Source organism: Streptomyces yunnanensis (assembly GCF_029011865.1).
In the GTDB taxonomy this organism is placed as follows: domain Bacteria; phylum Actinomycetota; class Actinomycetes; order Streptomycetales; family Streptomycetaceae; genus Streptomyces; species Streptomyces yunnanensis.
On the sequence record NZ_CP095749.1, the window covers coordinates 392,165 to 418,230 of the forward strand.

The following is a 26,066-nucleotide window of genomic DNA, read 5'->3' on the forward strand; positions in this document are numbered from 1 at the left end:
TCGTACGGCTATGCAAACTAGTGCGTAATTTGCCCCAACTCGTCAGTGACACGCTGAATTTCACGACTGCCACGACCCGAATCCGCCCCGCTTATCGGATAACCCACACTCTCGGCGATCTCAGGAATATCACGCGAGAAACACCAATTCACACAAGGGCTTGTCCAAAAACCCATCCGATAAGCCCCATTCGAGCCCCGGCGAGATACCCGCGTTCCGGTCCGAGCGGACCGCGACGGCGCCGCTATCCCCGCCGGACCAGGAGCTCGGTGTTGCGGTCCGCCGCCGTACCCGCCATCTCCTCATGGACCCCGCTACCCATTCCCACGGCGAGTCCGGGCGCGTTGTAGGCGAGCTCGCGGTAGAGGGAGGCGAGGCCGACGGCGGAGAGGTCACCGAAGTCCGCCCGGTGCGGGGCGGCGGACTCCACCAGGGTCGTGAACAGCGACAGCGTGCCGTCCTGGTTGTCGACGAGTTCGAGGAGCCGGGCATGCTGGGGATAGTCCACGTGGGAGGCCGTGTTGACCTCCCAGAAGGAGCGGGCCGGCACCGGATGGGCGTGCGGCGTGATGCGGTTGACGTGGCTGTGCCCGTTGATCCACGCGACCACGTTCGGGAACCGGCTCAGCAGCTCGATCACCTCCGCGCCGTCGTGCCGGATCTCGTCGGTGCGGGCCGCGTCGGGGCGCCGGGTCATGCTCGGGCTGTGGTGGTGACTGAAGACGAGGACGTGCGCGTCGTCGGCGGCGGGGTTGCGGACCAGGCGCCCGTCGGCGTCGTAGTGGCGCGCACTGTGGGCGGCCAGGGTCCTTTCCAGCCAACGCAGTTGCCCGGCCCCGAGCGAGCCCTCGAAGTGGCCGCTGCGGTAGGTGGTGTCCATGCTGATGCCGACGACGCCGTCCGCGATGCGGAAGGTGTAGTACATCCGGTCGCCGTCCAGGTGGTTCTCGGTGTACCCGTGCCCGATCGGCCCCGCGCCGGCGTAGGCCGGGTCCAGGTGTGCCCTGAGGTAGTCGTGCGGGGTGGCCAGGCGCCGGCGCGGGTCGGCGGTGACGGTCCGCGCCCGGCGGGCGTTGTGCCGCAGGATCTCCTTCAGGACGGTGCTCTTGGGGTCGTCGCCCGACTCCTGCACCTTGTTGAAGGCGGCCACGTCGGCATCCGGCACGGAGAACAGCTTGCGCGCCCCGGTGACGTAGTCGCTCAGGAAGGGGTCCTGCGGGGCCAGGCAACCGCCCGGCAGATCGTCGTGGTTGCCGGGCGTCGAGTACCAGGGGATGCGCAGGCCCGGGCTGGTGACGGGGCGTATCGCGGCCTCCAGGTAGCCGGGGATCCGTGGCATCCCGCGCAGCTTGTCCTGGTCGCGCAGGCCGGCGTCGGGGTGCCAGTACAGCGGGAGGCCGCAGTTCTGGACGCCCTCGTACGCGGCCGGGTCACCGGTGTTGGGGGTGATCCGGCCGCCGCTCATCAGCGTCAGGAACCACTCCAGCTCCACCATCGAGTTGTTGTCCATGTTGTCGCCGGTCGACATCACGAAGGCCGGGAGTCGACCGGTGTGGGGGCCGCCGCCGAGCGCGTTGACCTGCTCGACCAGCGAGACCGCGCCGGCGACCGACAGCGCCTCCTGCCCCCGCCACGATCCGGGCGAGCCCGCGCGCAGGTACTCGGTCCGCAACGGGCTCTGGACGTCGGCCACATGCAGGTCGGTGAACTGCACGAAGCACGCCAGCGCGGCCCGCCGGTCCTCGCGTCCGCGCCGGGCGGCGGCGAGTTCGCCCCGTACGACCAGGGGCCATCCGGGGCCGGAGACGAGGTGCCGGTAGCCTCCGCTGCCGGTGAGCCGGGCGGTGGTCTGGAGCGTGGTGGCGCCGTACGGTGCGGCCCGCTTCACGGCGGGGCGGGCGGGTGCCGCGCCGGTGTCGCCCGGTGCCGGGCCGGCGACCGGGTGCGCGCTGCTGCGTTGGCCCGGGAGTACGTAGGCGGCGCCGACCGCAACGACGGCGGCACCGGAGCTGAGGAGGAATCGACGACGGTCGGTGGTGGATGCAATTCCGGCCATGGGGCCCTCCGTGCGGTGGCGGGCGCGCCCGACCACAGCGGTGTCACCAATCGGAATCTCTCGTTCCGAAGGATGCTCGGTACGCGTGGCCGGGAGTTGAACGCGCCCGGAACGCCGCACACCCATCCGCCGTCGGATCGGACGGGACCCGCCCCGGCCGGTGGGCCGATCCGGCTCAGGTGTTGGGCAGCCGGCCCTTGTCCGGTTCGCCGGCGGGCACCGGCTCCAGCACCGCGACGTCCATCGGGCCGTCCAGCGCGTCCGCGATCTCCCCGCCCAGCGTGGCGAGCACCGGCCCGGACGAGTGGGCGTCGAGGGCCGCCTGGTCGGCCCAGTTCTCCACGACAGTGACCCGGTCCTCGCCGGCGTGGGCGGCGTAGAGCAGGCAGCCGGGCTCGGCGTGCACGGCAGGGGCGTGCCGGCGGAACGCCTTGAGTACCTCTTCCCGGCGGCCGGGCTTGGTCCGGAGGGTGGCAACGACGATCGGCAAGGAAACTCCTTGAGTTGGGATCCGTCCACGGCGCGGACGCGATCTTGATGGTCGCTAGCACCTTATGCCAGGCACCGCGCCGCGGCCTCGCTCGGCCGCACGGCCGGGAGCACGGCGATCCGCTCGCCGTCACAACGCAGTCCGTCCAGCCACAGACAACCACCTGAGCTGGGCGAACGTCCGCGCGGCGCAATCGCAGACAACCGTCCGTGTGGGAGTCCCACCCGTCAGCCGTTACGCTGACCCCGACGGCAACCGCTCTTCGTTGCCGTGCGGCGGTGGGGCCCGCCGTACCCGAACCGCAGCACCTCGTGCCGCCAACGGTCCCTACTTGCGATCAAGCGCGCCCACTCACGGGTGCCCAGCGAGTAGGAGAAGTGCGCGTGGAACCCCCTCAGGTCGAGGCCCTGCAGGAGCCCGTCGAGCCCGAGAGCGGCCCGCGAGATCATTCGGGCCGGCCGCGGCGTCCTTCGCGTACGGGTCAATGGCCGGTGGTCGGTGCGGTCTGCGTCGGCGGGGCGCTGGGCGCCGCCGCGCGCTACGGAGCGTCCCTGACCTGGCCCACCGTGCCTGGCGCCTTCCCCTGGACCACCCTGGTCATCAACGTGCTCGGATGCGCGGTGATCGGCGTGTTCATGGTCGTCATCACCGACCTGTGGACCGCCCCCCGGCTGGTCCGGCCCTTCTTCGGCACCGGTGTCCTCGGGGGTTTCACGACGTTCTCGACGTATGTGGTGGACATCCGGGTCCTGGTCGGGCAGCACCGTGCCGGCGCCGCGTTGGCCTACCTGGCCCTGACCGCCCTGTCCGCACTGGCGGCCGTGTGGCTGGGCGCCGCGCCGACCCGGCGCATGATCAAGCGGAGGAGGCGATGACCCGGCCGAACAGCAACGCACTACGGCTGACGATCTTCGTCGGGGAGAACGATGCGGATTCTCTCGCTCAGCGAGGAACTACCGGTGGCGATCGTCATCGTCGACGACGAGGCCCCCACCAGGGCGTTCCTCGCCCGGCTCGACGACCTCATGGACCGGGGCGTGGCGACCCTCGACGAGGTCGACGCCGTCCACTACACCAGCCAACAGGAGAACAAGGCGTGAACTGGGTCCTCGTCCTCATCGGCGCGATGATCGGAGCCCCGCTGCGGTATCTGACCGACCGGGCCGTCCAACGGCGCCACGACACCGTCTTCCCCTGGGGAACCTTCACCGTCAACGTCCTCGGCAGCTTGGTCCTCGGGCTGGTCACCGGCGCGGTGGCCGCCGGAGCGGCGCCCTCCTCGATGCAACTGCTCGTCGGCACCGGGCTGTGCGGGGCCCTGACGACGTACTCGACGTTCTCCTACGAGACGCTGCGGCTGTCCGAGGACGGCGCGTGGTTCTTCGCCGGGGCCAACGTCGTGGGCAGCATCACCGCCGGCCTGGGTTCGGCCTTCGTGGGGGCCGCACTGGCACAGGGGCTCTGGGGATAGCCACGATCGCCAGGCTCCCGGACCCTGCCTCGGTCGGCGGTGCGTTCGGGGGCGGCTTGGTGGCTCGCCCCGCCCGCGGGCACTTGCCCTCCGGTGGCGATCGCCAATAATTCCGCCTGAACGGTACGGACCCGCGCTGGAGTTGCACGGTATGACGTACGCGTCGAGCGTGCCGGGTGTGCGTCATGCGCCGGCCGGATGGGAGGGGTGTGGGCGTGGAGCTGGAGCTTCGACACCTGAGGGTGCTGTGTGCGATCGCCGATGCCGGGAGTGTGGGACGGGCCGCGTCGGAGCTGGGATACTCGCAGCCGGCGATGAGTTCTCAACTCCGGCGCATCGAACGGCATTTGGGCGACCCGTTGTTCGAGCGGAAGACGTCGGGCGTCGAGCTGACGCCCTACGGCGCGGAGGTGCTGGCGCAGGCCCGTGACGTGCTGGCCCGCGCGGATGCCATCGGGCGCCGGCCGGCCGGGAGCGCCGCGGGCCCGCACCGGGCGCTCCGGCTGGCGGCGACCAACTCCCCGGTCCTGCCGGGGATGGTCGCCCGGCTGCGGAACCGGCTGCCGGACGTCGCACTCACGGTGAGCAGCGTGTATCCGTCCTCGGAGATCGTCCGGCTGCTGGAGGACGGTGCGGTGGACGCGGCCATCGCCGCCGACTATCCCGGGCGGGAGCTACGGCACTCCGCCGCGGTGGTGCTTCGCGGGATCGTCACCGAGCCGTCCTTCGTCGCGCTGCCGGCCCGCCACCGGCTCAGGGACAGTGTGGATGTGGGGCTCGCGGATCTGGCCGACAGCGCGTGGTTCGTGACGCCGGACGACGGGGCGGGGTGGCCGGGGGTGTTCTACGCGGCCTGTAGGTCGGCCGGATTCACCCCGGCGGCGGTGCATGAATTCCTCGGTGATCAGCTGCAGTTGCAGAGCATGATCGCCGAGGGGCTCGGGGTCGCGGTCGTGCAGGCGACGCTCCGGCCGATCCCCGGCGTCATCGTCAAACCGCTGATCGGCACGCCGCTGTGGTGCCGTTACGTGCTGGCGTGGCGGCGCGAGAGCGTCGCCGCCGAGATCGCCGAGACCCTCGTCGGCTCGGCCTCCGCGGCGTACCGTGCGCTGAGCGCACAGTCGCCCCATCTGCGCACCTGGGCCTCGCGGACGTGGAGCGCGGCCAGGCCGTAGAGGCGGACGGTCCGGGCGGAGACGCTCGGTGCGGGGCAACTGCCCGCCGATGTAGCGGAGTTCGTCACGCAGGATGTTATGGCCGGTCAGTCCCATGTGCTATGTCACACGGCATTGTCGGCGGGCGGGGTGCCCTGAGAAGGTGCCGATCACGCCTCACCGTTTCCCGAGGCGCATCTGTCCACGAAGGAGCAGGGATGCGCTATCGCTTCACCTGGCCCAGATGTGTGGTCGGCGGCCTGGCCGCCTGCGCGACGATCGCCAGCCTTGTGGCGACGCCCGCACTGGCCACGCCCTCGCCGACGGCCACCCCCACGTCCGCGACCGGGTCCCGCCCCGTGCCGCACCACATACCGCCGCCGACCGGCTCGACCGTCGGCACGGGCGAGTATCCGGCGCAACCGGGCCGGCCGCTCGACCCCGCCGGGCTCCGCCCGCTCAACGCGAAGAATCCCCCCACTTCTTCGACTGCAGCGGCGAAGCACAAGGGCACCGAGCACCCCGGCGCGGCAGCCTGCAGCCCGGGCGACTTCGGCGGCCGGACCGGATCGGACCTGGTCCAGGCCGTCAAGGCCGCAACCATGGACTGCATCAACACCCTCTTCTCGGTCACCGGTCAGGACGCGCACGCGGTGTTCCGCGAGGAGCAGATGGTCACCGTGGCCAACGCCTTCAAGGACGGGGCGGCGTCGTACTCCGGCGACAACTCGGCGAACGTGTGGCAGCTGGTGCTGTTCCTGCGAGCCGGCTACTACGTGCAGTCCAACCACCCGTCCGACGTCGGCCAATACGGCCAGGACCTGGCCACGGCCATCGAGGGCGGCCTGGACGCGTTCTTCGCCAACGCCCACTCCAAGGACGTCTCCGCGGGGAACGGCGATGTCCTCGGGGAGGTCGTCGTCCTCTCGGACAGCGCCAACGAGCAGGGCCGCTACCTGGACGTCTACAAGCGGGTGCTGACGGGCTACAACGGCTCCTACGACGCCATCCCCAGCATGCTGGCGGCCGTCAACGACGTCTACACCCCGCTCTGGCGCGGCAACTGGAACGACGCGTACGTCAAGGCGGTGACGGCCGACCCGAGCATCATCGACACGCTCGACTCGTTCGCGCGGGACCACCTGGACCTGCTGGGCACCGACAAGTCCTATCTGGACTCCAACGCCGGGATGAACGTGGGGCGTTACGTCGAGCACCAGCCGCTCCAGGACAAGGTCCGGCCGCTGATGAAGGGGCTGCTGGACGCGTCGAAGATCACCGGGCCGACCGCGCCGCTGTGGGTCACGGTCGCCTCCCAGGCCGACTCCTACGACAAGGGCAACTGCTCGTACTACGGGGTGTGCAACCTGGCCGATCAACTCACCAAGGCGGCGCTGCCGGTAACCCACTCCTGCGACCAGACGCACACCATCAAGGCGCAGGCGCTGACCGCGGCCGACCTCGACGCCGCCTGCGCCAGCCTCCTGAACCAGGACGCCTTCTTCCACAAGCTCGTGAAGGACAACGGCCCGATCCCCGGCCAGTACGAGTCGACGGTCCAGATCGTCGTCTTCGCCAGCCGCAACGACTACCAGACCTACGCCGGGGCGATCTACGGCGTCGACACCAACAACGGCGGCATCACCCTGGTCGGGGACCCCACCAAGCCTGACAACCAGCCGATGTCCATCGAGTACCAGAAGGACCCCGACGACGGCTTCCCGGCCGGGATCTGGAACCTCAACCACGAGTACACGCACTACCTCGACGCCCGCGACGACATGAAGGGCGACTTCAACCAGCAGACCACGGTCCCGGACGTCTGGTGGATCGAGGGGCTCGCCGAGTACGTCTCGTACGGCTACCGCGGCGTCACCGACGACGGGGCGGTGAGCGAGGCCGGAAAGCACACCTACAAGCTGAGCACGCTGTTCCAGAGCACCTACGCCAACAGCGATGTGACCCGCACCTACCCGTGGGGCTATCTCGCGGTCCGCTACATGTTCGAGAAGCACCCCGAGGACATCGCGAACATGCTCGGGCACTTCAGGACCGGCGACTACGCGGGCGGCTACGCCGTCTACAACAACGACATCGGTACCCGCTACGACGACGACTTCGATGCCTGGCTGACGGCGTGCGCGTCCGGCGCCTGCTCCGGCAAGAAGGCACGGTGACGGCGTCGCACTGAGGCGCGTCGAGCCGCACTGAGCACCGCGCGCGGCACATGGCTCCCGGCGCATCCCGTCCCGCGACAACCGGGCGGGATGTGCCGGGAGCCTGCTGCGTGGCGGCCGCTGCCCCGGTCGGGCGGCACGGCGGGCTCGGCGGACGGGCGGCCGTCACGTGGCGCTGTGCGGGTGTCCCGCCGTCGCGGAGCGGGGTGGCCATGCCTGGGGCGCGAGGATCCCCAGGACGTAGGCGCGGGCGACCAGGGCGCATCGGGTCGGGGCGTCCAGGAGGTCCCGGAGGCGGCTGAGGTGGTAGTCGACGGTCTGCCGGGACAGGTGCAGCTGCGTGGCGATCTCGGCGTTGCTGCGTCCGGCCGCGAGCAGGGAGAGGATGCGGACCTGGCTGGCGGTGAGGGGCGGGTGCGCCTCGTGGGCGAGGCCCTGGTGGGTGACCACGGCCCAGACTCCGGCGGCGCGGGACGTGCCGCGGCCCACCGTCGTGAGGTGCAGCCGGGCGCGGCGCTGCCGGCCGCTGCCGTCGAGGAGGACGGCGGAGGTCTGCAGGCGGCGGTTACGGCGGGCGACCAGGGCGCGCCAACTCCGTTCCAGCGCCGGCAGATCCGGTGCGGGGGCGAGCAGGGTGTGGGCCCGGCGGCCGACGAGCTCCGAGAGCCGGGTGCCCAGCAGTTCGGCGGCCGCCGCGCTGGCCTGCAGGATGCGGCCGCCCGCGGAGAGCAGGGCGCACGGCAGGCCGCTGTGGTCGCGCAGGGCGTAGAGGTTGTCCTCCGCCTCCCGGCGCTGGCGCAGGGCGCGGGTGTAGTCGCTGATGTCGACGTAGATTCCGGCCACACAGGTCTCGGTGCCCTCGCGGACCGGGAAGCGGTGGCCGGCCGCGTGGCCGCTGGTGCCGTCGGCGCGGTGGTAGGTGAGGGTGTGCCGGACCGGTTTGCCGCGGGCGAGCACGTCCCGGTCCAGTGCCAGCACGTGGTCGGCGTCGACCGGGGCGTCGACGTCGTGGACGTACTTGCCGATGACGTGCTCGGGCGTGGTGCCGTAGAGGTGGGCGTAGGCGTGGTTGGCCCAGCGGTAGCGGCCGTCGGCGTCCCGGATGAAGGCCGCGGCGGGGGCGAGGTCGGCGAAGGCGTCGTAGCGGCGGGTGGCGGCTTCCGCCGGACCGACCTCCACGGCGACTCCGCGGGTGCGGTCCGGGCGGGGTGCGTCGAGGGGCCAGTTCACGTCGAAGAGCCGGCCGTCGAACCGCGCCTGCCGGTGCCGCTCGCCCGGCTCCGTGGAGGGTGCGGGCGGTTCCCGGCGCAGGGTGTCGAGGAAGCGCTGGGCGGTGCCGGTGTCGCCGAAGGCCCCGCCTCCGCTGTCGATCACCCGTAGCTCGCGGTCGGCCTCCCACCAGGACACCGGGAGGTGTTCGAGCAGCGACTTCAGACCGGTCTCGTCCACGACGGCCTTTCTGTGCGGAGGAGTTCGAGGGGTGCGCGCCGCGGCCCTTTCCATGCCGCTCGCACGGGCATCCGTATCCCCGGCCCGCATGGCGTATGCCCGGTTCTCGGCCGATCTGGCGCGACTCGGCGCGGGCCGACGCCCCTAGGGCCTGTCGTCAAACTCCCGTCTGCCGGTCGTCGCCCGTCACACGCCCCCACCCTCGAACCGGCTTCGCACGGCTCGGGCGGGGGGACCCCCTTCGCCGCACCGGGCGATGGCCCCAGTACGCCCGTACAGGGGCCATCGCCCGGCACGCCGAGAGCACGCACCGGACACCGCCCGGCCCGCCCTCCGGGCGGACGACGGGAGTTTGACGACAGGCCCTACGGCATCACAGAACCTTCACAGCCGTCCTGCGAAGCCTTCAACTCTGGCATTTGCCTGAGGAGTCGGGGCCCGTGGCGGCCGACCGGGGGCCGTCCGACTGGTTCGCTGGATACAGGGCGTCCGGGCATCGGATCGCGGACGCCGATTGCCGTCAGACGGCCTCACCCATCTGTGAAGGAGTCGGATTCCAGTGAGCACGGTGCTGTTCGTGTATGCCAAGGGCGGACCGCCCCTGGGGTATGCCCTGTCACGGGTCGCCGCACGTGCGGCGGTGCACCTGCTGGCGCTCAGCCCGCTGCCGCCCACGGTCGCCGCGTCCGCCGGGCGCCGGTGCGCCTCCGTGGTGACCGCCGACGGGCCCGAGCGGGGCGATCTGGTGTCCCTGATCGTGGCCCGGGCCCAGGAGGTGGGCGCGGATGCGGTCGTCACCTTCTCCGAGTACGCGGTCGTCGCGGTCGCGGAGGCGTGCGCGAAGCTCGGCCTGGCCGGCGCCGGCCGGTCCTGCGCGCTCGCCCGGGACAAGCGGCTGATGCGCCGTGTCTGGGCCCAACAGGGTGTCCCCCAGCCCCGGTTCCGGCCGGTGGCCGACGAGCGGGAGCTGCACGAGGCGGCCGCCGAACTCCGCGGCCCGCTGCTGCTGAAGGCCGCCTGGAGCGCCGGGTCCACCGCACACCGGATCATCCGCTGCACCGACGAGGTGCCGGCGGCCTGGCGCCGGGCGCGCGAGGTGATGGCCGAATCCGCCGGGCTGGGCTACGCCGAGCTGCATGTGGCCGGCGCCGACGGCGACTTCCTGGTGGAGGAGATCGTGCCCGGCACCGCGGAGGGATGGTTCGCGCAGCCGGGTTGGGGCGACTACGTCAGCGTCGAGGGCGCCGTCGTCGACGGTGTCTTCCACCCGGTCTGCCTCAGTGGCCGGATGCCGACGGTGGAGCCGTTCACCGAGCGCGCCGGCATCACCCCGGCCGCGCTGCCGTCCGACGCCCAGCAGCGCGTCGTGGCCCTGGCCCGGCGGGCCGTCGATGCGTTGGGCCTGGAGAACTGCGGTATCCACACCGAGATCAAGCTCGGCGCCGACGGCCGGATGTGGGTGATCGAGACCGCGGCCCGGTTCGGCGGGGCGATGACCGTCCCGCAGATCGAGGAGGTCTTCGGCCTGGACCTCATCGGCATGCTCGTCGACCAGCTGCTGGGACGCCCGGTGAACTGGCCGGCCGAGGCCCGCCCGGCACAGGAGGCGCGCGGGGCGGCCGGCTCCCTCGTCGTGCTGGCCGTGGACGGCGACGGCGCCGCCTGGCCGGACCGCCGCCGCTGGGACTTCCCGGCCGTACGGGACGCGGCACCGTTGAGCCCCGGCAGCGCGCTGTCCGTGGTGGCCGAGAACTCGCTCCCGGACGGGACACCGGTGCCGGTCTACGACCCGGCGGCCGGCGCGAACACCATGGCCGCCCTGTGCCTGCTGTCCGCCACCGACCCCGAGACCGTGCTGCACGACTTCCGCGTCCTGGTCGACGCCCTGCCGCGCCTCCTCCCGGCGGCCGGGGACGACACCGAGCCCCTGGAGGCCCGCTCATGAACGGCGTTGCGACCACCCTCGCCATGACCGCGGCGCGCCCCGCAGCCGACCGCACGACCGTCGGCGAGCAGCTCTCCCTGCCGCTCTTCCGCGCCCTGGCCGGAACCCTGGCCGGACACCCCTATCTCAAGGTCGTGGTGGACCGCGCCGAGAACACCTGGCACCTCCTCGACACCGTGGTGCACCCCTTCCACGTCGACTACCTCGCCACCCGCATCCTCGGCATGCGGCCGGCGGAGCTCGACGCCCGGCTGGACGCCGTCAACGCCTCGGTCTACACGGACCCCGAGCGCCGGTTCCTGCTGGGCGTGCTCTCCCTGCACACCGACCACGGCACCGACGGTGGGGAGCGGCCCTTCCTCGTTCTGGAGACGACGGAGGCCGACACCATGTCCGGCCCCCTGCTGGAGGAGTTCTACGCCTCCGTCCGCCACCGGCTCGACGCCCGGCTCCCGCTGCTGCTGAAACCGGCCAACCACGGGCAGGAACACGAACTCGCCGTGATCAGCGACGTCCGGGTGCCGCGGATCCACAGCCATCAGCTGTTCGGCAGCCGGACCCGGACCCCGCTGAACCCCGGCGAGGCCGTCGGCCGGCTGCGCCACTTCCGGACGGCCGGTGAGTACGCCGCCGCGGCCGGTGCCCTCGGCTGGTCCGACATCGTGGCCATGCCCCGGCTGCCCGACGACGTGCCGCGGGTCGCCGGCTTCATCAACACCACCCCCACCACCCCGCTCTCGCACACCAACGTCCTCGCCTCCGGCTGGGGCATCCCCAACGCGATCGTCCGCGACCTGGATCACCTGGTCGTGGCGGACGGCCTGGACGGCGCCTGGGTCCGTTACGAGGTGCGCGACGACGACATCACCCTGGTGCGCCTCGCCCAGCCGCCGACGCTCACCGCGCCGGCGTGGCAACGGCAGCCGGTCCGGGTCCGCCCCCCGCGGCTGACGGACCTGCCCGCACTGCCCCTGCACCGGCTGCGCCGCACCGACCAGGACTGCTACGGCACCAAGGCGGCCAACCTCGGGGAGCTGCACCACGTCCTCGGCGACCACCGCGTCGACCTGACCGCGTTCCACGGCCGTCCCCGCCCGCCGCGGACCGACCTGTACGCCCACCTCACGGCGCGCCTGGGCGTCGCACCCACCACCCGCGGCGCGGAACTGCGGGCCGCCGCCTCGGCGTTCACCCGCGCCACGGTCGAGGCACCCGACGGCGTCGCGCTCCCGTTCGCCCTGCAACACCGCTTCCTGGCCTCCTCCCCCACCGTCCGAGCGGGCATCGACGAGCTGAGGGCCGCGCTGGAGGGCGACGCGGCGGACACGGTGGACCGGCGCTGCCGCACGTTGCAGGACCTGCTCCGGCACGCCCCGATGCCCGACGGACTGGCCCGCCGCATCACCGGGGCGCTGCCCGCCGGCCCGGACGGCGCGGACCGTCTGGTGGTGCGGTCCTCCTCCAACGCCGAGGACCTGCCCGGGTTCTCCGCCGCCGGCGTCTACGACTCGGTCACCGACGTGCGCGGCACGGCCCAACTCCTGGACGCGGTACGCCGGGTGTGGGCGTCGCTGTTCTCGCCCCGCAGTGTCCGGCTGCGCCACCAGGCGGGCATCCCGCTCGACGACGCCTACATGGGGGTGATCATCCAGCGCTATCAGGCCGCGGACCTCGGCGGCGTACTGGTGACCTGCAACCCGACCCGGCGCGCGGACTTCCGCAACGTCTGCCTCAACTGCTCCCCCGGCTCGCCCGAGACCGTCGTCGACGGCACCGCGCTGCCGCTGCAGTACCTGTACAACACGGTCGAGGGCGGTGGCCGCACCGTGGCGCTGGGCTCGTGCGGCAGTGACCTGCCCGCCGGGACCCGGCAGCGGCTGGGCCGACTGGCGCTGGCCGGCCGGCTGCTCCAGTCGCACTTCAGCGACCAAGACGTGGACCGGCCCCTGGACATCGAGTGGCTGATGACCGATCAGGGCGCCTTCCACGTGGTCCAGATCCGCCCCTACGCGCGGTGAGCGGCCGCCTCGGCCGCGGCCGTTCCCGCACGCCCCGCACCCGGGTCGGCGCGCCCCCCTCGCCGGGGGCCCGCCGCATCATCCGCCTCAACAACGGCTTCCAGCTGCTGTTCAACCTGCTGTGGTGGATGCCGGTGTTCTACGCCTACCAGCGGCAGGCCGGCCTGACCGACGGCCAGATCTTCGGCATCCAGAGCATCTACTACCTGGCTTTCTGCCTCTTCGAGATCCCCACCGGGCTGGTCGCCGACCGCATCGGCACCCGCAACTGTCTGCGGGCCGGCGCGGTCGTGATGACCGCGGCGAACCTGGTCCCGGTGCTGGCCCTGCACTACTCCGGCTTCCTGGTCCACTTCCTGCTCATCGCCGCCGGACGCTCACTGACCTCGGGCGCCGCCAGCGCCTACCTCTACGACGGCCTGCGGGCCGAGGGCGCGTCCGAGCACTACCTGAAGGCCGAGGGCCAGGCCAGGGCGCTGGGTCTGGCGGCGAAGGTGGTGTGCTGGCCGCTGGTCGGCCCGTTGATGGCTCTCGCGCACTGCGCGCCGTACGTCCTGAGCGCGGCGAGCGCCGCCGGCTCGCTGGTCTGCGCCGTGCTGCTGCCGCGCCAGTACCCCTCCGACGGCGGGGACCGGGCAGGCCGCTCCGGCCGACGCACCGCCGGTTCCTTCTGGCACGAGGCGACGGTCGCGCTGCGCACCGTCCGCGCCACGCCCTGGCTCGCCCTGGTGATGGTGCAGGGCGTCGCGCTCTTCACCCTCGCCCGCATCTGCCAGGTCAACCTCTTCCAGCCGATCCTGCTCGACCACGGCATCCCCGACGGTGCGCACGGTGGGGCGCTGGCCGCGATGACCGTCGCCGAAGCGGTGGCCTCGGCCCGCCCGCACTGGCTCACCACCCGGCTGTCCCCGGTGACCTGGGTGTCGTTGCTCAGCCTGGCGATGGCGGCGACCCTGGCGGGCAGCACGCTCGGCGGGCCCTGGGCCGTCGTCGCCCTGCTGTGCCTGTTCGCCGCCGTCGCCGGCTTCGGTTATCCGCTGCAGCGGAAGCTGGTGAACGACGCCATCCCCGCGGGGGCGCCCCGCGCCACCCTGCTGTCCCTCGAAAGCATCGTCGACCGGGCGGTGTGCGCGGTGGCGGCCGTCGCCGCGGGCGGCTATCTCTCGGCCGGCCGCCTGGACGCCCTCCTCTGGCACAGCGCACTGGCCACCGCCGTCCTGCTGGCCGTGCTCCACCTGCTGCTGCGCCGACACCGCGGCGCCCGCGACACGGCGCGCCCCGGCAGGGCAGGCACGGGGGCGAACGCATCGGCTCTAGGGCCTGTCGTCAAACTCCCGCCTGCCTCGCGACGCCTGGCACGCACGCTCTCTGCGTTGTCGGGCTCACCCCGGTACGCCCAGTACCGGGATGACCCTCCGCCTTGAGATCGCACGCACCAGACGCCGCGAGGCCCGCCCTCCGGGCGAACGACGGGAGTTTGACGACACGCCCTGGAGCGCTCGCCCGCGACGGGGTGAGCATTGCCGGGCCGGCGCGATCGGGCGCCGGCCCGGCGGTCGAGCCGCGGCGCCACGGACCGTCGAAGCGCCCCGCCGGAGCGCGACGAAACGGCCGGCGATGCGCCGGATTTGTGTGCTGTCGCCCATGGATATACCGCGAGGGGCGAACACCGCACACATCACCGCAACACGCTTATTGAACGGCGCAATTGCCCGGCACTATCGCCGGGCGACGTGAGTGACTTCACATCATGAATCATTTCGCGAAGAGGATGTGAAATCCCGCCGGAAGCGTCCGGACGAAAGGGACATCGGTCGGCGGATTGCCGTGCGGTGATGAATGAACATGCCGTGGGCGGGTAGGAGTTGCGCTTTTGCCACCGGCGGCTTCACCACCGACGCCACCGGCGCGGAAGCACTGGCCGATCTTTCTGTTCCGCTTCGCGCACAGCTGGATACACTCACCCCCCATGCGAACCGCTACCCCCCACAGCATTCGCCCCGGTAAACAGCGCAATCGTCCCGTATTTGTCGACACCTCAGGCAGGCGTCGACGCTTACTGGGAAGTGTGGCGTTGACCGTAGGGTGCATGTGCACCGGATATCTCGTGCTTCTCGTCGTCGTGTTCGGCGGATCTCCGCAAGCGGCCGGGCAACCGGCGCCGGACCAGGCCGGCCAACTCCCGCAACACGCAAGACATCAGCAACCCCACAGCACCGACCGCCCCCGGCGCGCGGTGCCGTCCCGCACTCCCGGACCCGCCGTGCCCATAGGGCAGCGCGCGTCCTCGTCCGCCGCCCCCGCGGACCCCGTCCCTGCCCCGTAGGAGAGGCAGCACCGGCGAGCCGCCCCGGGTGCGACGCTCACCGTCGCACCCGGTGACGGGGCATCAAGCCTTCCCCGGCACCACCGCCGGGCGTCCAGGCGCTCCCCGGTACCGCACCTCGGCGTCGTCGCCCGCGCCCGCCGCCCCGGCGTGCCCGCGCGGGCGGCCGCCCTCCCACCGGGCAGACTCCCCGACAGAAAGGGCCCCTTGTGGCGATGTCAGGCCAGGGGCGGCACGCGTTGCGCCACCCCCCACGCCGGCACTGGTTGTTGTTGCTGCTGATCCTCCCCATAGTCGCGGCCTCCCTGCTCTTCGAAGGCTGGACCACCCACGAGGTCGACGGCTCCCGCACGCGACAAGCCTGCACCCGTCCCATACCGAGATCCGCCGACAACGGGGATCCGGTGCTGCGGGTCACCGGCGCCGGCACCGCCGAGACCGCGCAGATGCCGTTCCGCACCGCCGCGCTCACCTTCGACGGCGGCCCGGACCCGGTATGGACCCCGCGGCTGCTCGACCTGCTGCGCGCGCACCACGCACACGCCACCTTCTTCCTCTACGGGACCCAGGCGGCGCGCCACCCGGACCTGGTCCGGCGCATCCATGAAGCCGGCCACGAGATCGGCTCGTACACCTACACAGGCGGCGACCTGGGCAGCGCCTCAGCGCTCCGCGCCAGGTGGGAACTCTCCCTGACCCGTACCGCCCTGGCGGGAGCCGCCGGCGTCACCACCCGGCTGCTGCGGCTGCCGCACACCACCACCGCCGACACGCTGTGCGGCGCGGAGTGGACGGCCGCGCAACACGCCTCCGACCAGGGCTACCTGCTCGTCGCCGCCACCCCGTCCACCCGCAGACCTCCGCTGGGCGTGGTCCGCCAGTACAGCCAGACCGCGCTGGGGTACCAGGAGGCGGAGAAGCTGCTGACCGACCCCGAAGTGGGCCGTTTCACCACGGTCACCGACGGACTCGAAAGGCCCTCGCTGGTCACTCCGGCCTCCCTCCTGGAACGCATCCAGGGCAGTGCGCTGATCCGGATCCAGTCGCTCGGGCACACCTTCGCACGCGCAATGACCTGGGCGCTGGGGATCGCCGGCGCACTGGGCATCCTCCGCCTGGTGGTGGTCGCCTTCCTCGCCCGCGTCCATGTGCGCCGCCGGCACCGGCACCGGTCCGGCGCGCCCTGGCTGCGCAAGGTGACCGACCCGGTGACGGTGCTGGTTCCGGCGTACAACGAGGAGGCGGGCATCGGGGCCACCGTGCGCTCCCTGCTCGCCTCCACACACCGGGACCTGCAGATCCTCGTCATCGACGACGGGTCGACGGACCGGACCGCGGAGATCGCCCGGGGCCTCGGCGACCCGCGGGTCACCGTGGTGCAGCAGCCCAACTCCGGTAAGCCGAACGCCCTCGGCACCGGCTTGCGCTACGCGCGTCACGAGATCATCGTCGTGGTCGACGCGGACACCGTCTTCGAGCCGGACGCCCTCCACCAGCTCATCCAGCCGCTGGCCGACCCGACGATCGGTGCGGTCAGCGGCAACACCAAGGTCGGCAACCGGGGCGGCCTGCTGGGCAGATGGCAGCACCTGGAGTACGTCCTCGGCTTCAATCTGGACCGGCGCATGTTCGAGGTGCTGGAGTGCATGCCGACGGTCCCCGGTGCCATCGGGGCGTTCCGCCGGGACGCGCTCACCGCGATCGGCGGCATCAGCGACGACACCCTGGCCGAGGACACCGACCTCACCATGGCACTGTGGCGCGCGGGCCGACGCGCGGTCTACGAGGAGCGGGCCGTCGCCTGGACCGAAGTACCCAGCAGCTTCCGCCAGTTGTGGCGCCAGCGCTACCGCTGGTGCTACGGAACGCTGCAGTCGATGTGGAAGCACCGCCACGCCCTGATCGAGGTCGGGCCGGCCGGCCGCTTCGGCCGTCGCGGACTGACCTATCTGGCCCTGTTCCAGATCGTGCTGCCGCTGTTCGCACCGGTCGTCGACGTCTTCGCCCTCTACGGGCTGTGCTTCGGCGACACCCCGCAGGCCCTCGGGGTCTGGCTGGGCTTCCTCGCCGTCCAGATGGCCACCGCGGCCTATGCGCTGCGATTGGACCACGAACGGCTCGGTGTGCTGTGGGCCCTGCCGCTCCAACTCTTCTTCTACCGGCAGCTGCTGTACCTCGTCGTGATCCAGTCCGTGGTCACCGCGCTGCTCGGCACCCGTCTCACCTGGCACCGCATGCACCGCTCCGGCACCGCCGACCAACATCTGCTCGGCGAGCCGGTCCCCCATCCGAGCACCCTGTCGTCGAAGTGACCGAGGAGAGTGAGCACATGAGCAGCACAGGGGGGCACCGGGCCGGCGCCCCGTCCTCGGCCGGCGAACCCGCACCGCGGCGCCGCGCGCACCGCTCCCGGCGCAAGCGGCCGGTGGTCCGTATCGCCGTCGGGCTGCTGGTCGCCCTCCTCGTCGTGCCCGCCGGCGCCTTCGCCTGGGCGGACGGCAAGCTCCACGACACCGTCGACCTCGGCACGTCCGGCGGGGATGAGGACAGCGGCAGCGGCACCACCTACCTCCTCGTCGGGTCCGACAGCCGCGAGGGCCTCACGGACCGCGAGAAGCAGGAGCTGCACACCGGTTCGGCCGGCGGCCGGCGCACGGACTCGATGATCCTGCTGCACACCGGCCCGGCCGGCACCACGATGGTGAGCCTGCCGCGCGACTCGTGGCTGACCGTCCCGGCCTACACCAGTCCGATGACCGGCAAGCGGCACGGCCCGGCGAAGCACAAGCTGAACGCCTCGTTCGCGATCGGCGGTCCGAAAATGCTGGTCAACACCGTCGAGCACAACACCGGCCTGACGATCGACCACTACGTGGAGGTGGGCTTCGCGGGCTTCGTCAACCTGGTCGACGCCGTCGGCGGCGTCCCGATCTGCCTCGACCGGAACCTCAAGGACGAGAAGTCCGGCGCCGACTTCACCAAGGGCTGCCACACCCTCGACGGCACCGCGGCGCTCGCCTTCGTCCGCCAGCGCCACCAGGAGGCCCAGGGCGATCTGGGCCGCACCCGCAACCAGCAGAAGTTCCTCACCGCCCTCGCCCACCGGGCGGCGGAGCCGGGCACGGTACTGAACCCGTTCGCCGTCTACTCCGCCCTCAACGCCGGACTGGACACCCTCATCGTCGACCGGAACACCGATCTGCTGGACCTCACCTCGATGTTCCAGGCGGTCCGGGGAGTCAACGGCGGCCACGGCACCCAGCTCAACGCTCCGGTGTCCGCCATCGGCATCCCCACCGCCGAGGGCAGCGCCGTGCTCTGGGACCGCTCCCGAGCACAGCGGCTGTTCCGCGAGCTGCGCGACGACCTTCCGGTGGACGTCAAGGGCGGCAAGAGCCGGTGAACCCGCTCCTGCCGCGCTGGGGCCACCCCCACCCCTCAGCGGTGGCTCGCCGGATGGGCAACGACCGCCGCCCCGGGCGATCGTGTCCATGTCCACACGGAAGCTCCGCTCACCGAACGGCGACGACCGCACCCCGCGGAACCGTGCCGGAGCTCAATGCATCACGAGGGTGACCAGTGAGAACAGCAGGTACAGCAGGAATGGCAGAAACAGCAGGAACTGTAGGAAGGGCAAGAGCTGTAGGAGCGGTAGCAGCTGACGGGCCGGTAGAAGCCACTGGAACGGCGAACCGTCCCCTGGGGCAGGCTCTCGCGCGCCGTTCGCTGCTCGCCGGCGCCGCGGCGGCAGGTGTGGGGATCGCGGGTGGCGCGGCAGGGGATGCCGTCGCCGCGGGCCGGCCGCGCACGGTGACACAACGAGCGGTGGACGCCGAGGCGGAGCGCCTGCGGCGCGGTCTGATCGCGCTCCGGCAGGACCTCCACCGGCACCCCGAGGCGCCGGGTCAGGAGCGGCGCACCGCCGGTGTGGTGGCCCGGCAGCTGCGGGCGGCGGGGTTGGACGTCGTCACCGGGGTGGGCGGCAACGGCGTCGTCGGCGTCCTGCGGGGTGCGCGTCCGGGCCGGACCATCGCGTACCGGGCCGACATGGACGCGGTGCCGCCCCAGGACATCGTCGGGGGCGGCCCGGCAACAGCCCATGTCTGCGGGCACGACCTCCACACCACGATCGCGCTCGGCGTCGCGCACGTCCTGGCACGGCTGCGGCGCCAGTTGAGCGGAACGGCGGTGTTCCTCTTCCAACCCGCCGAGGAGGCGCTCGCCGGCGCCCGCGCGATGATCGACGCCGGGGTGCTGGAGCGCACCCGGGTCGAGGAGATCCACGCACTGCACTGCGGGCCCTTCCCGGTGGGGCAGTTCGCGGTGACCCCCGGCTACGGCCTGCCGGGCCAGGACCACGCCCAGGTGACGATCGCGGGGCCGGACGCACCGGATACCGCAGGGCGGCTGGCCGCCGCGATCGGCGCGCTCGCCACGGTGACACCGCCGCAGACACCCGCGGACCTGGAGCGGATGGTCGCCGACGTCCGGACACCCCATGGGCCGCTGAACCGCTTCGTGGCCGTCCGGGCCAGGGTGCAGGACGCCACCGTGAGCGTGTCCTCGCGCTGTTGGCCGCAGGAGCGGTACCCGGAGGTCCGCGCGGGCATCCGCCGGCTGGCGGCCTCGTACGCGGGCGCCACGGTGAGCTTCCCCGCCGACCCGTTCCCCGCCATGGTCTGCCCGGAACGCGATGCCCGCGCGCTCGCCCACCACCTGCGCCGGGCGCTCGGCCGCGACGCGGTCACCGAGCTCCACGCCGCCTTCCCGTTCAACGGCGAGGACTTCGCCCTCTACCTGGACCACGTCCCCGGCACCTACACCTTCCTCGGCGTCCGCGCCCCCAACTCTCCCATCACGACCTGCTTCCCGCACTACCCCGACTTCGCCCCGGACGAGCGCGCCATCGGCATCGGCGTACGGGCGATGGCCGGCTGGATCGCGCAGCGCGCTGCCTCGGCGCCCCACTGATCGGCCCGGATCACCACCACAGGCACCGACTGCGGACACCGCCGCCCGCGGGAGGAGCCCGGACGCCCCGAGCCAGGCAACTAGGGTTGTCACATGACGTGGAGCGAGGAGGAGTACCTCGCATGCCTGCGAGGTGAGCGAGGTCGCTATGCCTGGGTGATGCGTCGCTACGGCGGCCTGTCACCGGCCCGGGCCCGGGAGGCCGCCGTGGCGCACTACCCGTACGAGCCGAGCGATGCCCCCTACCGCGGTCTCGTCTTCCACGACGAAGCCTGGCACTGGGCCATGCTGGCGCTCTACGGGGATCGCTACACGGTGGAGCACCCCGAACTCATCGCGCCACCAGCCGAGTACCAGGCTCTGGACTGATCCCGACCGACATCTCCCAGTGGTGGGTCGGTGTGGTGAGGGAATCCGGGAAACCCTGTCACACTCGATTCCCACCACATCGCGGGAGCCGTCCGCCCCCGTCGGCGTCGGCAGCCTCAGGAGGGAACCATGTCTCCGTCCCGCCCCGGCCGCACAGCGGAGGTACCGGACGGCGCCCTGCGCGTGATCGGTCTGATGTCCGGCACCTCCTATGACGCCATCGAGGCCGCCGCCGCAGACCTCACCCTCGACGACGACACCCTGCGCCTGCGCCCGCTCGGACACCTCTCCGTGCCCTACCCGGACGATCTGCGCAGCCTCATCGCCGCCACGCTGCCCCCGGCTGCCACGACCGCGCAGACCTGCTGCGCCCTGGACACCGGCATCGGACGCGCCTTCGCCACCGTCGCCGAACGCGCCCTCCACGAGCTGTGCGCCGATGTCGCCGACCTTGTGGTCTCCCACGGTCAGACGCTCTACCACTGGGTCGACAGCGGCACCGTCCGCGGCACCCTCCAACTCGGCCAGCCCGCCTGGATCGCCCAGCACACCGGACTCCCCGTCGTCTCCGACCTGCGCAGCAAGGACGTCGCCGCCGGCGGACAGGGCGCCCCGTTGGTCAGCATGACCGACGCCCTGCTGCTGCGCGCGCTTCCCGGTACGCCGGCGGCGCTCAACCTCGGGGGCATCGCCAACATCACCGTGGTCGCACCCGACACCGAACCGCTGGCCTTCGACGCCGGCCCCGCCAATGCCCTCCTGGACGCCGCCATCGGTCACTTCACCGGGGGCGCGGCGCACTGCGACGAGGACGGGCGCCGGGCCGCCGCCGGCCGGACCGATCCCGACCTGCTCCGCCTTCTCCTGTCCGACCCGTACTACCGCGGGCCCGCCCCCAAGAGCACCGGCAAGGAACACTTCCATCTGCCCTACCTGCAAAAGGCGTTGGGACGGACGCCGGGGCTCGGCACGGACGACGTATTGGCCACCTTGACCCGTCTGACCGCCGTGATCGTCGCCGACGCCTGCCGTGCCCACCAGGTCACCGAGCTCATCGCCTCGGGCGGGGGCACCCGCAATCCCACGCTGATGCGGATGATCTCCGAGGAACTCCCCGGCGTACCGCTGCGTCCGAGCGACGACCTCGGCCTGCCCTCCGAGGCCAAGGAAGCCCTGGCGTTCGCCGTCCTGGGATTCCTCACCTTCCACGGGCTGCCCGGCACCCTTCCGTCCAGTACGGGCGCCCGTCACGCCACCCTCCTGGGGAGCATCACACCGGGCCACCGGCCGCTTCGGCTACCCGAACCGGCGCCCCGTCCCCCACGCATACTGCGCATCACGGCGTGACCAGGCCCGCCCGCCAACGGTGCGTCCGGCCCACGCCCCGTCCCGGGCGGGGTGCCGGCGCGCTATCGCTCCGTGTCCGCGTGCGCGGAATCAGCGGCGGCCTGTGCGAGGTTGTGCTCCAGCCGTTCCAGGGTGTGCAGGGCGGCGGTCCGCTCCTCGGTGGAGAAGCCGGCCGTCGAGAGGTCTTCGAGATGGGTCCACACCTGCTCGACCTCGTGGCGCAGGGCATGGCTGGCGGCCGTCGGTTCGACGAGCGTGGCGCGCTTGTCGGTGGGTGAGGGGCGGCGGCGGACGAAGCCGGCCTGTTCCAGGCGTTGGACGGTGCGGGTCATGGTGGCGGCGTCGGAGTCCAGCAGGCGCACCAGGTCGGTCTGCCGCTGGGGGCCGAGCTCCCACAGGTGCATCATGACCAGCTCCTGGCCCGGATGCAGCCCGATGCGGCGCAGCAGCTGTCCGGCGAGCATGCGGTGGATGCGGGCCAGGCGGAAGATCGCGTGACTGACAGGTCCGCCGAGGGCATCCAGCCCTCGCCGGCCGGCCAGGGATACCCCGACACCCCCGGCCTGCACACCCCCGGGCAGGTGCGGGCGTGGCGGACGGTGACCGACGCCGTGCACCGCGAAGGCGGAGTGGTCTTCGCCCAGCTGATGCACACCGGGCGGATCGGCCACCCCAGCCTGCTGCCCGACGGCCTGGTGCCGGTGGGGCCGTCGGCGGTGGCCGCCAAGGGCCAGGTCTTCACCCACCAGGGCCCGATGGACTTCGTGACGCCGAAGGAACTTGACGAAGCGGAGATCCGGCAGGTCATCGCCGACTTCGCCGACGCGGCCCGCAACGCCATCGAGGCCGGATTCGACGGCGTGGAGATCCACGGCGCCAACGGCTATCTGATCCACCAGTTCCTCGCCCCCAACTCCAACCAGCGCACCGACGCCTGGGGCGGCGACGTCGAGGGCCGGATCCGGTTCGCCGTCGAGGTCACGACCGCCGTGGCCCAGGCGATCGGCAGCCACCGGGTCGGCCTGCGGATCTCGCCCGGGAACCCGTACAACGACATCGCCGAGGACGACCCCGGCGCGACCTACCTCGCCCTGCTGGCCCGGCTCTCCGACCTGGACCTGGCATATCTGCACCTGCTGGAGGGTCCGGACGGCGACCTGACCGCGCGGCTGCGCACGGCATGGGACGGCACGTTCGTCCTCAACCCCTTCACCCACCCCGCCCCCACCGGCCCCGACGCCCTCAAGCTGATCGAGGACGAGACCGCGGACATGGTGGCCTACGGGGCGCTGTTCCTGGCCAACCCCGACCTGCCGCGCCGGCTCGCCGCCGGCGGCCCGTTCAACACCCCCGACACGACCACCTTCTACGGCGGCGACCACCGCGGCTACACCGACTACCCCGCCCTCACCGCCTGAGCGACACCTCGACGACACCGACACGGCGACCGGGCCGGCGTGGCCGCTGCCCGCCGGAACCCGTCACCCGTTCGGCTGATTGGCGGTGCGGTCGGGGGAGAAGTGGACCTCCCGCTTCGTCGGAAGGGGCGAGGGCGTACACCGCGTCCCTGCCCGATCGAGGGAGAACCACTACATGACACCGCCCCTGGAATGGACCGGATACCTCCCGGCCGCCGTGAGCGCGGTACACGCACTGAGCGTCCTGCTGCGCCTGCGCCGGGAGCGTGTCCCCGACGGAGGAGGGCCCCGTCGATCCCACGGTGCCGCGGATCGACGGGGGCACGAGGAACACCGGTGCGTCGCCGGTCCCTCGATGGTGCGGGTGGATGTCACCGTGCCGCCGACTGCGGTGGCTCTGCATGTCGTGATCACCACCGACAGCGTCCCAGGTGGTGGCACGGCGGGTGAGGAGCGGGGCCCGTGGTAGGCGACGGCCCGCCCAAAGAGGCGGTGATCGTGGAGGGGCAGGTGGCCCAGCGGCTGCTGGAGTACTACCCGGACTTCATGGACAGACAGCCGTATGCGCTGCGGCGGGAGTTCGAGTCGCTGTCCTTGGCCGCGTGTCAGGACATCGCGCAGGAAGCGTTCTTGCGGGTGGGGTCGAAGGCCACGCGTGGGGGTCTGGCACCGGAGACGAACGTGCAGGCGTATCTGCAACGGGCGGCCCGCAACTTGGCGTTCGACCGCTTCCGTACGGAACTGCTGCGGAAGAAGCTGGTGTTGCTGGCCAACGACGGTTTGGACTCGGTGCCGGAGCAGCCGGTGGTGGGTACGGACCGGGTGCTCCAGGACCTGGTGAAGCCGGCGATCGAAGACATGCCCGAAAGCATGCAGCAGAAGGTGGTGGACCTGCAGAGCCGGGGGCTCTCCGACGCGCAAATCGCACGCGCGCTCGGCATTTCCGCGCATCAGCTCCACAGAATGCGGAATAAGGCCGTTTCGCAACTAAGGGGCAAGCTCGCCGGGCATATTCGGGCTGGGCACCGCAAGCAGAAGCAGCACGGGGTGAGGGACAGGTGAGGGATGTGAGCAGGTACGACGGCCACGGCGGCGGGGCAGGTCGCCCGGAGCCGGTGGTCCCGGCCGGGCTCGCAACGCTGCTGGCCCAACTCGCCGGTCCGCCCGACTTCTGGGACCGGCCGTGCGGAGACTTCGGTCCCCTGACTTCCCAATACCCGATGACGACCGAGGACCGGGCCCACGCCAACTCCCTCTATCGGCTGGGTTCCAAGGCGCTGGCACGTCATGAGCTGCCCTTGGCGGCCCAATGGCTGGGGGAGGCCGCCGAAGCCGGACATCCCGGAGCCCTGTTCCGCCTGGCAGCCCTGGCCGCTCGTACGGGGAAAGGAGGGGGGGCAGGCGTACGGTTCCTGGTGGCCGAAGCCGCACGGCACGGACACGGCGATGCCCGCGCACTGCTGAAGAGCATGACGGGCCGCACGGACGGCGCCGCGGAAGCCCCGCGCATCGAGGACCCGCAGTTCATCGACGAAGTCCGCGACGGCATGGGGAAATCCGCGGCGCCGGACGCCCCGCACGACATCGCACGGGCCGGCGACTGCGCGCCGCCGTTGGAGGCGGGACCCGGTGGGAACGTGGCGATGGCCGCCGGCCGGCTCGTTCCGGTGCCGGCACCCCGACTGGGCAACCTGCCCCGCCCCGGACGCAGGCACCAGCCCCCGCCCCGACTGGAAGCCGAACCCCCTTCGTCCCCACCGCCGCGGCATGCGCGCCGCGACTGTGCCGGCCCCGCCGACGCCGCGCCCCGGGGCGAGGGACTGCTGCTACCGCTGCCGCCCCGCCAGCCGGGCCCCGTCCCCGACACCGGAGCCGACGAGGCCGGTGGGCGCGATCCGTGGTGGTCCGCCAACTCGCTGCGGCCTGCCGTCCTCACCGAAATGGCCCGCAGGACGGTGGCCTACGCGGACACCCCGCAACAGTGGAAGGCCGCCGCCCGGGCACTGGACATCCTCTACCTCGTCGATGCGGCGGACGGCATCACCACCCGGGACCTCGCGCGCCGAAGTGGACTTGCGCTGGGCCCTGTGGCCTGGTTGCTGCACTGGTTGCGCGGCCAACAACTGATCAGCACGGTCGCCGGCGTCCATGTGCCCGGCCCCCTGGTGGAGATGACCCGACGCCCCGAGCGCCGCGGGCAACTGCTTCAGCAGACTCTCACGGGCCTGCGGGACCGGCTCGGCGCCGCCGTCTACGTCAGCGACTACGCCGACGGAGACGTCAACGTCCTGCACACTGCGCACGGGCCGCAGGCTCCCCCGGTGACGGAGTGGGTCGCCTTCCGCGACACCGCCCACGCCAGCGCCGTCGGCAAGAGCCTGCTCGCCCAACTCGACTTCGACGACCGCATGAACCACCTCGCCCGCCACCGGCCGATCAAGCTCACCAGCCGCACCATCACCAACCCCCGTGCACTCTTCGAAGCGTTGGACGGCCACGGCCCGCACGCCGCCCAGTTCGACTTGCTGGAGTACTCCGACCGCGAGGTCTGCGCCGCCTTCCCCCTCGGCATCCCCGGACGCGCCACCTGTGTGGCGCTGTCCCTGCCCGCCGAACAGCGCCATCGGCTGCTCCCCGCGGCCCAGGCACTCAGCGAACGCTCCGCTGGCCTTCTCATGGCCCTGATGCTGACCGACGACACCACCACCATCCGACGCCCACCCCCCTCGACCACCACAGGAGGCACGCCGCCCGCAGCGGACGCCGGCGCCGGCCACGCCCTGCCGCGGCTCCACGTCAGCCACCGGTGACCAGCGCCTCCGCTCCCAGATCGGGTCCGCAGGGGGCGGAGGCGCTGCGGATCGTCGGCCGGCGC

At 72.0% G+C, this 26,066-nt stretch carries 20 protein-coding genes; 16 read left to right on the forward strand and 4 right to left on the reverse strand.

Annotated features, from left to right (window positions below; genetic code table 11):
- Positions 1–244: 244 nt before the first annotated feature.
- A complete protein-coding gene (locus MOV08_RS01760; protein WP_275305883.1) occupies positions 245–2,056 on the reverse strand; it encodes a TIGR03767 family metallophosphoesterase in 1,812 nt (603 codons plus the stop codon).
- Positions 2,057–2,231: 175 nt separating this feature from the next.
- Positions 2,232–2,546 carry a putative quinol monooxygenase gene (locus MOV08_RS01765; protein ID WP_039628943.1) on the reverse strand — a complete coding sequence of 105 codons (315 nt, stop codon included), beginning with the start codon at positions 2,544–2,546 and terminating at the stop codon, positions 2,232–2,234.
- 383 nt (positions 2,547–2,929) lie between these two features.
- On the opposite strand from MOV08_RS01765, the gene crcB (MOV08_RS01770) reads away from it, so the two are divergent.
- The 5 genes from crcB (MOV08_RS01770) (at position 2,930) to MOV08_RS01790 (ending at position 7,348) form a co-directional block, all read left to right on the forward strand.
- Positions 2,930–3,421: a fluoride efflux transporter CrcB gene (gene crcB, locus MOV08_RS01770; RefSeq protein ID WP_239009881.1), complete on the forward strand. Its 492-nt coding sequence runs from the start codon at positions 2,930–2,932 to the stop codon at positions 3,419–3,421.
- 51 nt (positions 3,422–3,472) lie between these two features.
- Positions 3,473–3,646 carry a DUF190 domain-containing protein gene (locus tag MOV08_RS01775; protein ID WP_338057124.1) on the forward strand — a complete coding sequence of 58 codons (174 nt, stop codon included), beginning with the start codon at positions 3,473–3,475 and terminating at the stop codon, positions 3,644–3,646.
- On the forward strand, positions 3,643–4,017 hold the full coding sequence (gene crcB, locus MOV08_RS01780; RefSeq protein ID WP_039628949.1) for a fluoride efflux transporter CrcB: 375 nt from the start codon (positions 3,643–3,645) through the stop codon (positions 4,015–4,017). The genes MOV08_RS01775 and crcB (MOV08_RS01780) overlap by 4 nt, the downstream gene beginning before the upstream one ends.
- 215 nt (positions 4,018–4,232) lie before the next feature.
- A complete protein-coding gene (locus MOV08_RS01785; protein ID WP_039639924.1) occupies positions 4,233–5,192 on the forward strand; it encodes a LysR family transcriptional regulator in 960 nt (319 codons plus the stop codon).
- Between the two features lie 197 nt (positions 5,193–5,389).
- Positions 5,390–7,348 (forward strand): collagenase, encoded by a 1,959-nt coding sequence (locus MOV08_RS01790; RefSeq protein ID WP_039628951.1) that lies wholly within the window; start codon positions 5,390–5,392, stop codon positions 7,346–7,348.
- Between the two features lie 165 nt (positions 7,349–7,513).
- Here MOV08_RS01790 and MOV08_RS01795 read toward each other — a convergent pair whose 3' ends face one another.
- On the reverse strand, positions 7,514–8,797 hold the full coding sequence (locus MOV08_RS01795; protein ID WP_039628952.1) for a PAS domain-containing protein: 1,284 nt from the start codon (positions 8,795–8,797) through the stop codon (positions 7,514–7,516).
- 559 nt (positions 8,798–9,356) lie between these two features.
- Here MOV08_RS01795 and MOV08_RS01800 point away from each other — a divergent pair.
- The 8 genes from MOV08_RS01800 (at position 9,357) to MOV08_RS01835 (ending at position 21,773) form a co-directional block, all read left to right on the forward strand.
- A complete protein-coding gene (locus tag MOV08_RS01800; RefSeq protein WP_275305884.1) occupies positions 9,357–10,742 on the forward strand; it encodes an ATP-grasp domain-containing protein in 1,386 nt (461 codons plus the stop codon).
- Positions 10,739–12,760: a PEP/pyruvate-binding domain-containing protein gene (locus MOV08_RS01805; protein ID WP_275305885.1), complete on the forward strand. Its 2,022-nt coding sequence runs from the start codon at positions 10,739–10,741 to the stop codon at positions 12,758–12,760. Before MOV08_RS01800 ends, MOV08_RS01805 begins: the two co-directional genes overlap by 4 nt.
- A complete protein-coding gene (locus tag MOV08_RS01810; RefSeq protein ID WP_275305886.1) occupies positions 12,757–14,184 on the forward strand; it encodes an MFS transporter in 1,428 nt (475 codons plus the stop codon). Before MOV08_RS01805 ends, MOV08_RS01810 begins: the two co-directional genes overlap by 4 nt.
- Positions 14,185–15,301: 1,117 nt before the next feature.
- Positions 15,302–17,398, forward strand: a complete 2,097-nt coding sequence (locus MOV08_RS01815) for a bifunctional polysaccharide deacetylase/glycosyltransferase family 2 protein (RefSeq protein ID WP_275305887.1) — start codon at positions 15,302–15,304, stop codon at positions 17,396–17,398.
- A gap of 17 nt (positions 17,399–17,415) precedes the next feature.
- On the forward strand, positions 17,416–18,489 hold the full coding sequence (locus MOV08_RS01820; RefSeq protein ID WP_275305888.1) for an LCP family protein: 1,074 nt from the start codon (positions 17,416–17,418) through the stop codon (positions 18,487–18,489).
- Positions 18,490–18,785: 296 nt separating this feature from the next.
- Positions 18,786–20,057 carry a M20 metallopeptidase family protein gene (locus tag MOV08_RS01825; RefSeq protein WP_275311678.1) on the forward strand — a complete coding sequence of 424 codons (1,272 nt, stop codon included), beginning with the start codon at positions 18,786–18,788 and terminating at the stop codon, positions 20,055–20,057.
- Positions 20,058–20,150: 93 nt separating this feature from the next.
- Positions 20,151–20,426 carry a hypothetical protein gene (locus MOV08_RS01830; RefSeq protein ID WP_275305889.1) on the forward strand — a complete coding sequence of 92 codons (276 nt, stop codon included), beginning with the start codon at positions 20,151–20,153 and terminating at the stop codon, positions 20,424–20,426.
- Positions 20,427–20,603: 177 nt separating this feature from the next.
- Positions 20,604–21,773 carry an anhydro-N-acetylmuramic acid kinase gene (locus MOV08_RS01835; protein WP_275311679.1) on the forward strand — a complete coding sequence of 390 codons (1,170 nt, stop codon included), beginning with the start codon at positions 20,604–20,606 and terminating at the stop codon, positions 21,771–21,773.
- A gap of 62 nt (positions 21,774–21,835) precedes the next feature.
- On the opposite strand, the gene MOV08_RS01840 is transcribed toward MOV08_RS01835, so the two are convergent.
- Positions 21,836–22,342 (reverse strand): MarR family winged helix-turn-helix transcriptional regulator, encoded by a 507-nt coding sequence (locus MOV08_RS01840; protein ID WP_420834115.1) that lies wholly within the window; start codon positions 22,340–22,342, stop codon positions 21,836–21,838.
- On the opposite strand from MOV08_RS01840, the gene MOV08_RS01845 reads away from it, so the two are divergent.
- From MOV08_RS01845 to MOV08_RS01855, 3 genes are all read left to right on the forward strand, one after another.
- Positions 22,268–23,191: an alkene reductase gene (locus MOV08_RS01845; protein WP_275305890.1), complete on the forward strand. Its 924-nt coding sequence runs from the start codon at positions 22,268–22,270 to the stop codon at positions 23,189–23,191. The two genes, MOV08_RS01840 and MOV08_RS01845, sit on opposite strands and share 75 nt — an antisense overlap.
- Before the next feature lie 462 nt (positions 23,192–23,653).
- The gene (locus MOV08_RS01850; protein WP_275305891.1) at positions 23,654–24,253 is read left to right on the forward strand and encodes an RNA polymerase sigma factor; all 600 of its coding nucleotides are present in this window, start codon (positions 23,654–23,656) and stop codon (positions 24,251–24,253) included.
- A 5-nt stretch (positions 24,254–24,258) separates the two neighbouring features.
- Positions 24,259–26,001 (forward strand): IclR family transcriptional regulator domain-containing protein, encoded by a 1,743-nt coding sequence (locus MOV08_RS01855; RefSeq protein WP_275305892.1) that lies wholly within the window; start codon positions 24,259–24,261, stop codon positions 25,999–26,001.
- Positions 26,002–26,066 lie beyond the last annotated feature (65 nt).

What these genes read in the sequence shown, in the direction of transcription:
- MOV08_RS01760 (WP_275305883.1), bottom strand. Translation starts at nt 2,056, where the DNA reads ATGGCCGGAATTGCATCCACCACCGACCGTCGTCGATTCCTCCTCAGC.
- MOV08_RS01775 (WP_338057124.1), top strand. Translation starts at nt 3,473, where the DNA reads ATGCGGATTCTCTCGCTCAGCGAGGAACTACCGGTGGCGATCGTCATC.
- MOV08_RS01790 (WP_039628951.1), top strand. Translation starts at nt 5,390, where the DNA reads ATGCGCTATCGCTTCACCTGGCCCAGATGTGTGGTCGGCGGCCTGGCC.
- MOV08_RS01805 (WP_275305885.1), top strand. Translation starts at nt 10,739, where the DNA reads ATGAACGGCGTTGCGACCACCCTCGCCATGACCGCGGCGCGCCCCGCA.
- MOV08_RS01815 (WP_275305887.1), top strand. Translation starts at nt 15,302, where the DNA reads ATGTCAGGCCAGGGGCGGCACGCGTTGCGCCACCCCCCACGCCGGCAC.
- MOV08_RS01820 (WP_275305888.1), top strand. Translation starts at nt 17,416, where the DNA reads ATGAGCAGCACAGGGGGGCACCGGGCCGGCGCCCCGTCCTCGGCCGGC.
- MOV08_RS01830 (WP_275305889.1), top strand. Translation starts at nt 20,151, where the DNA reads ATGACGTGGAGCGAGGAGGAGTACCTCGCATGCCTGCGAGGTGAGCGA.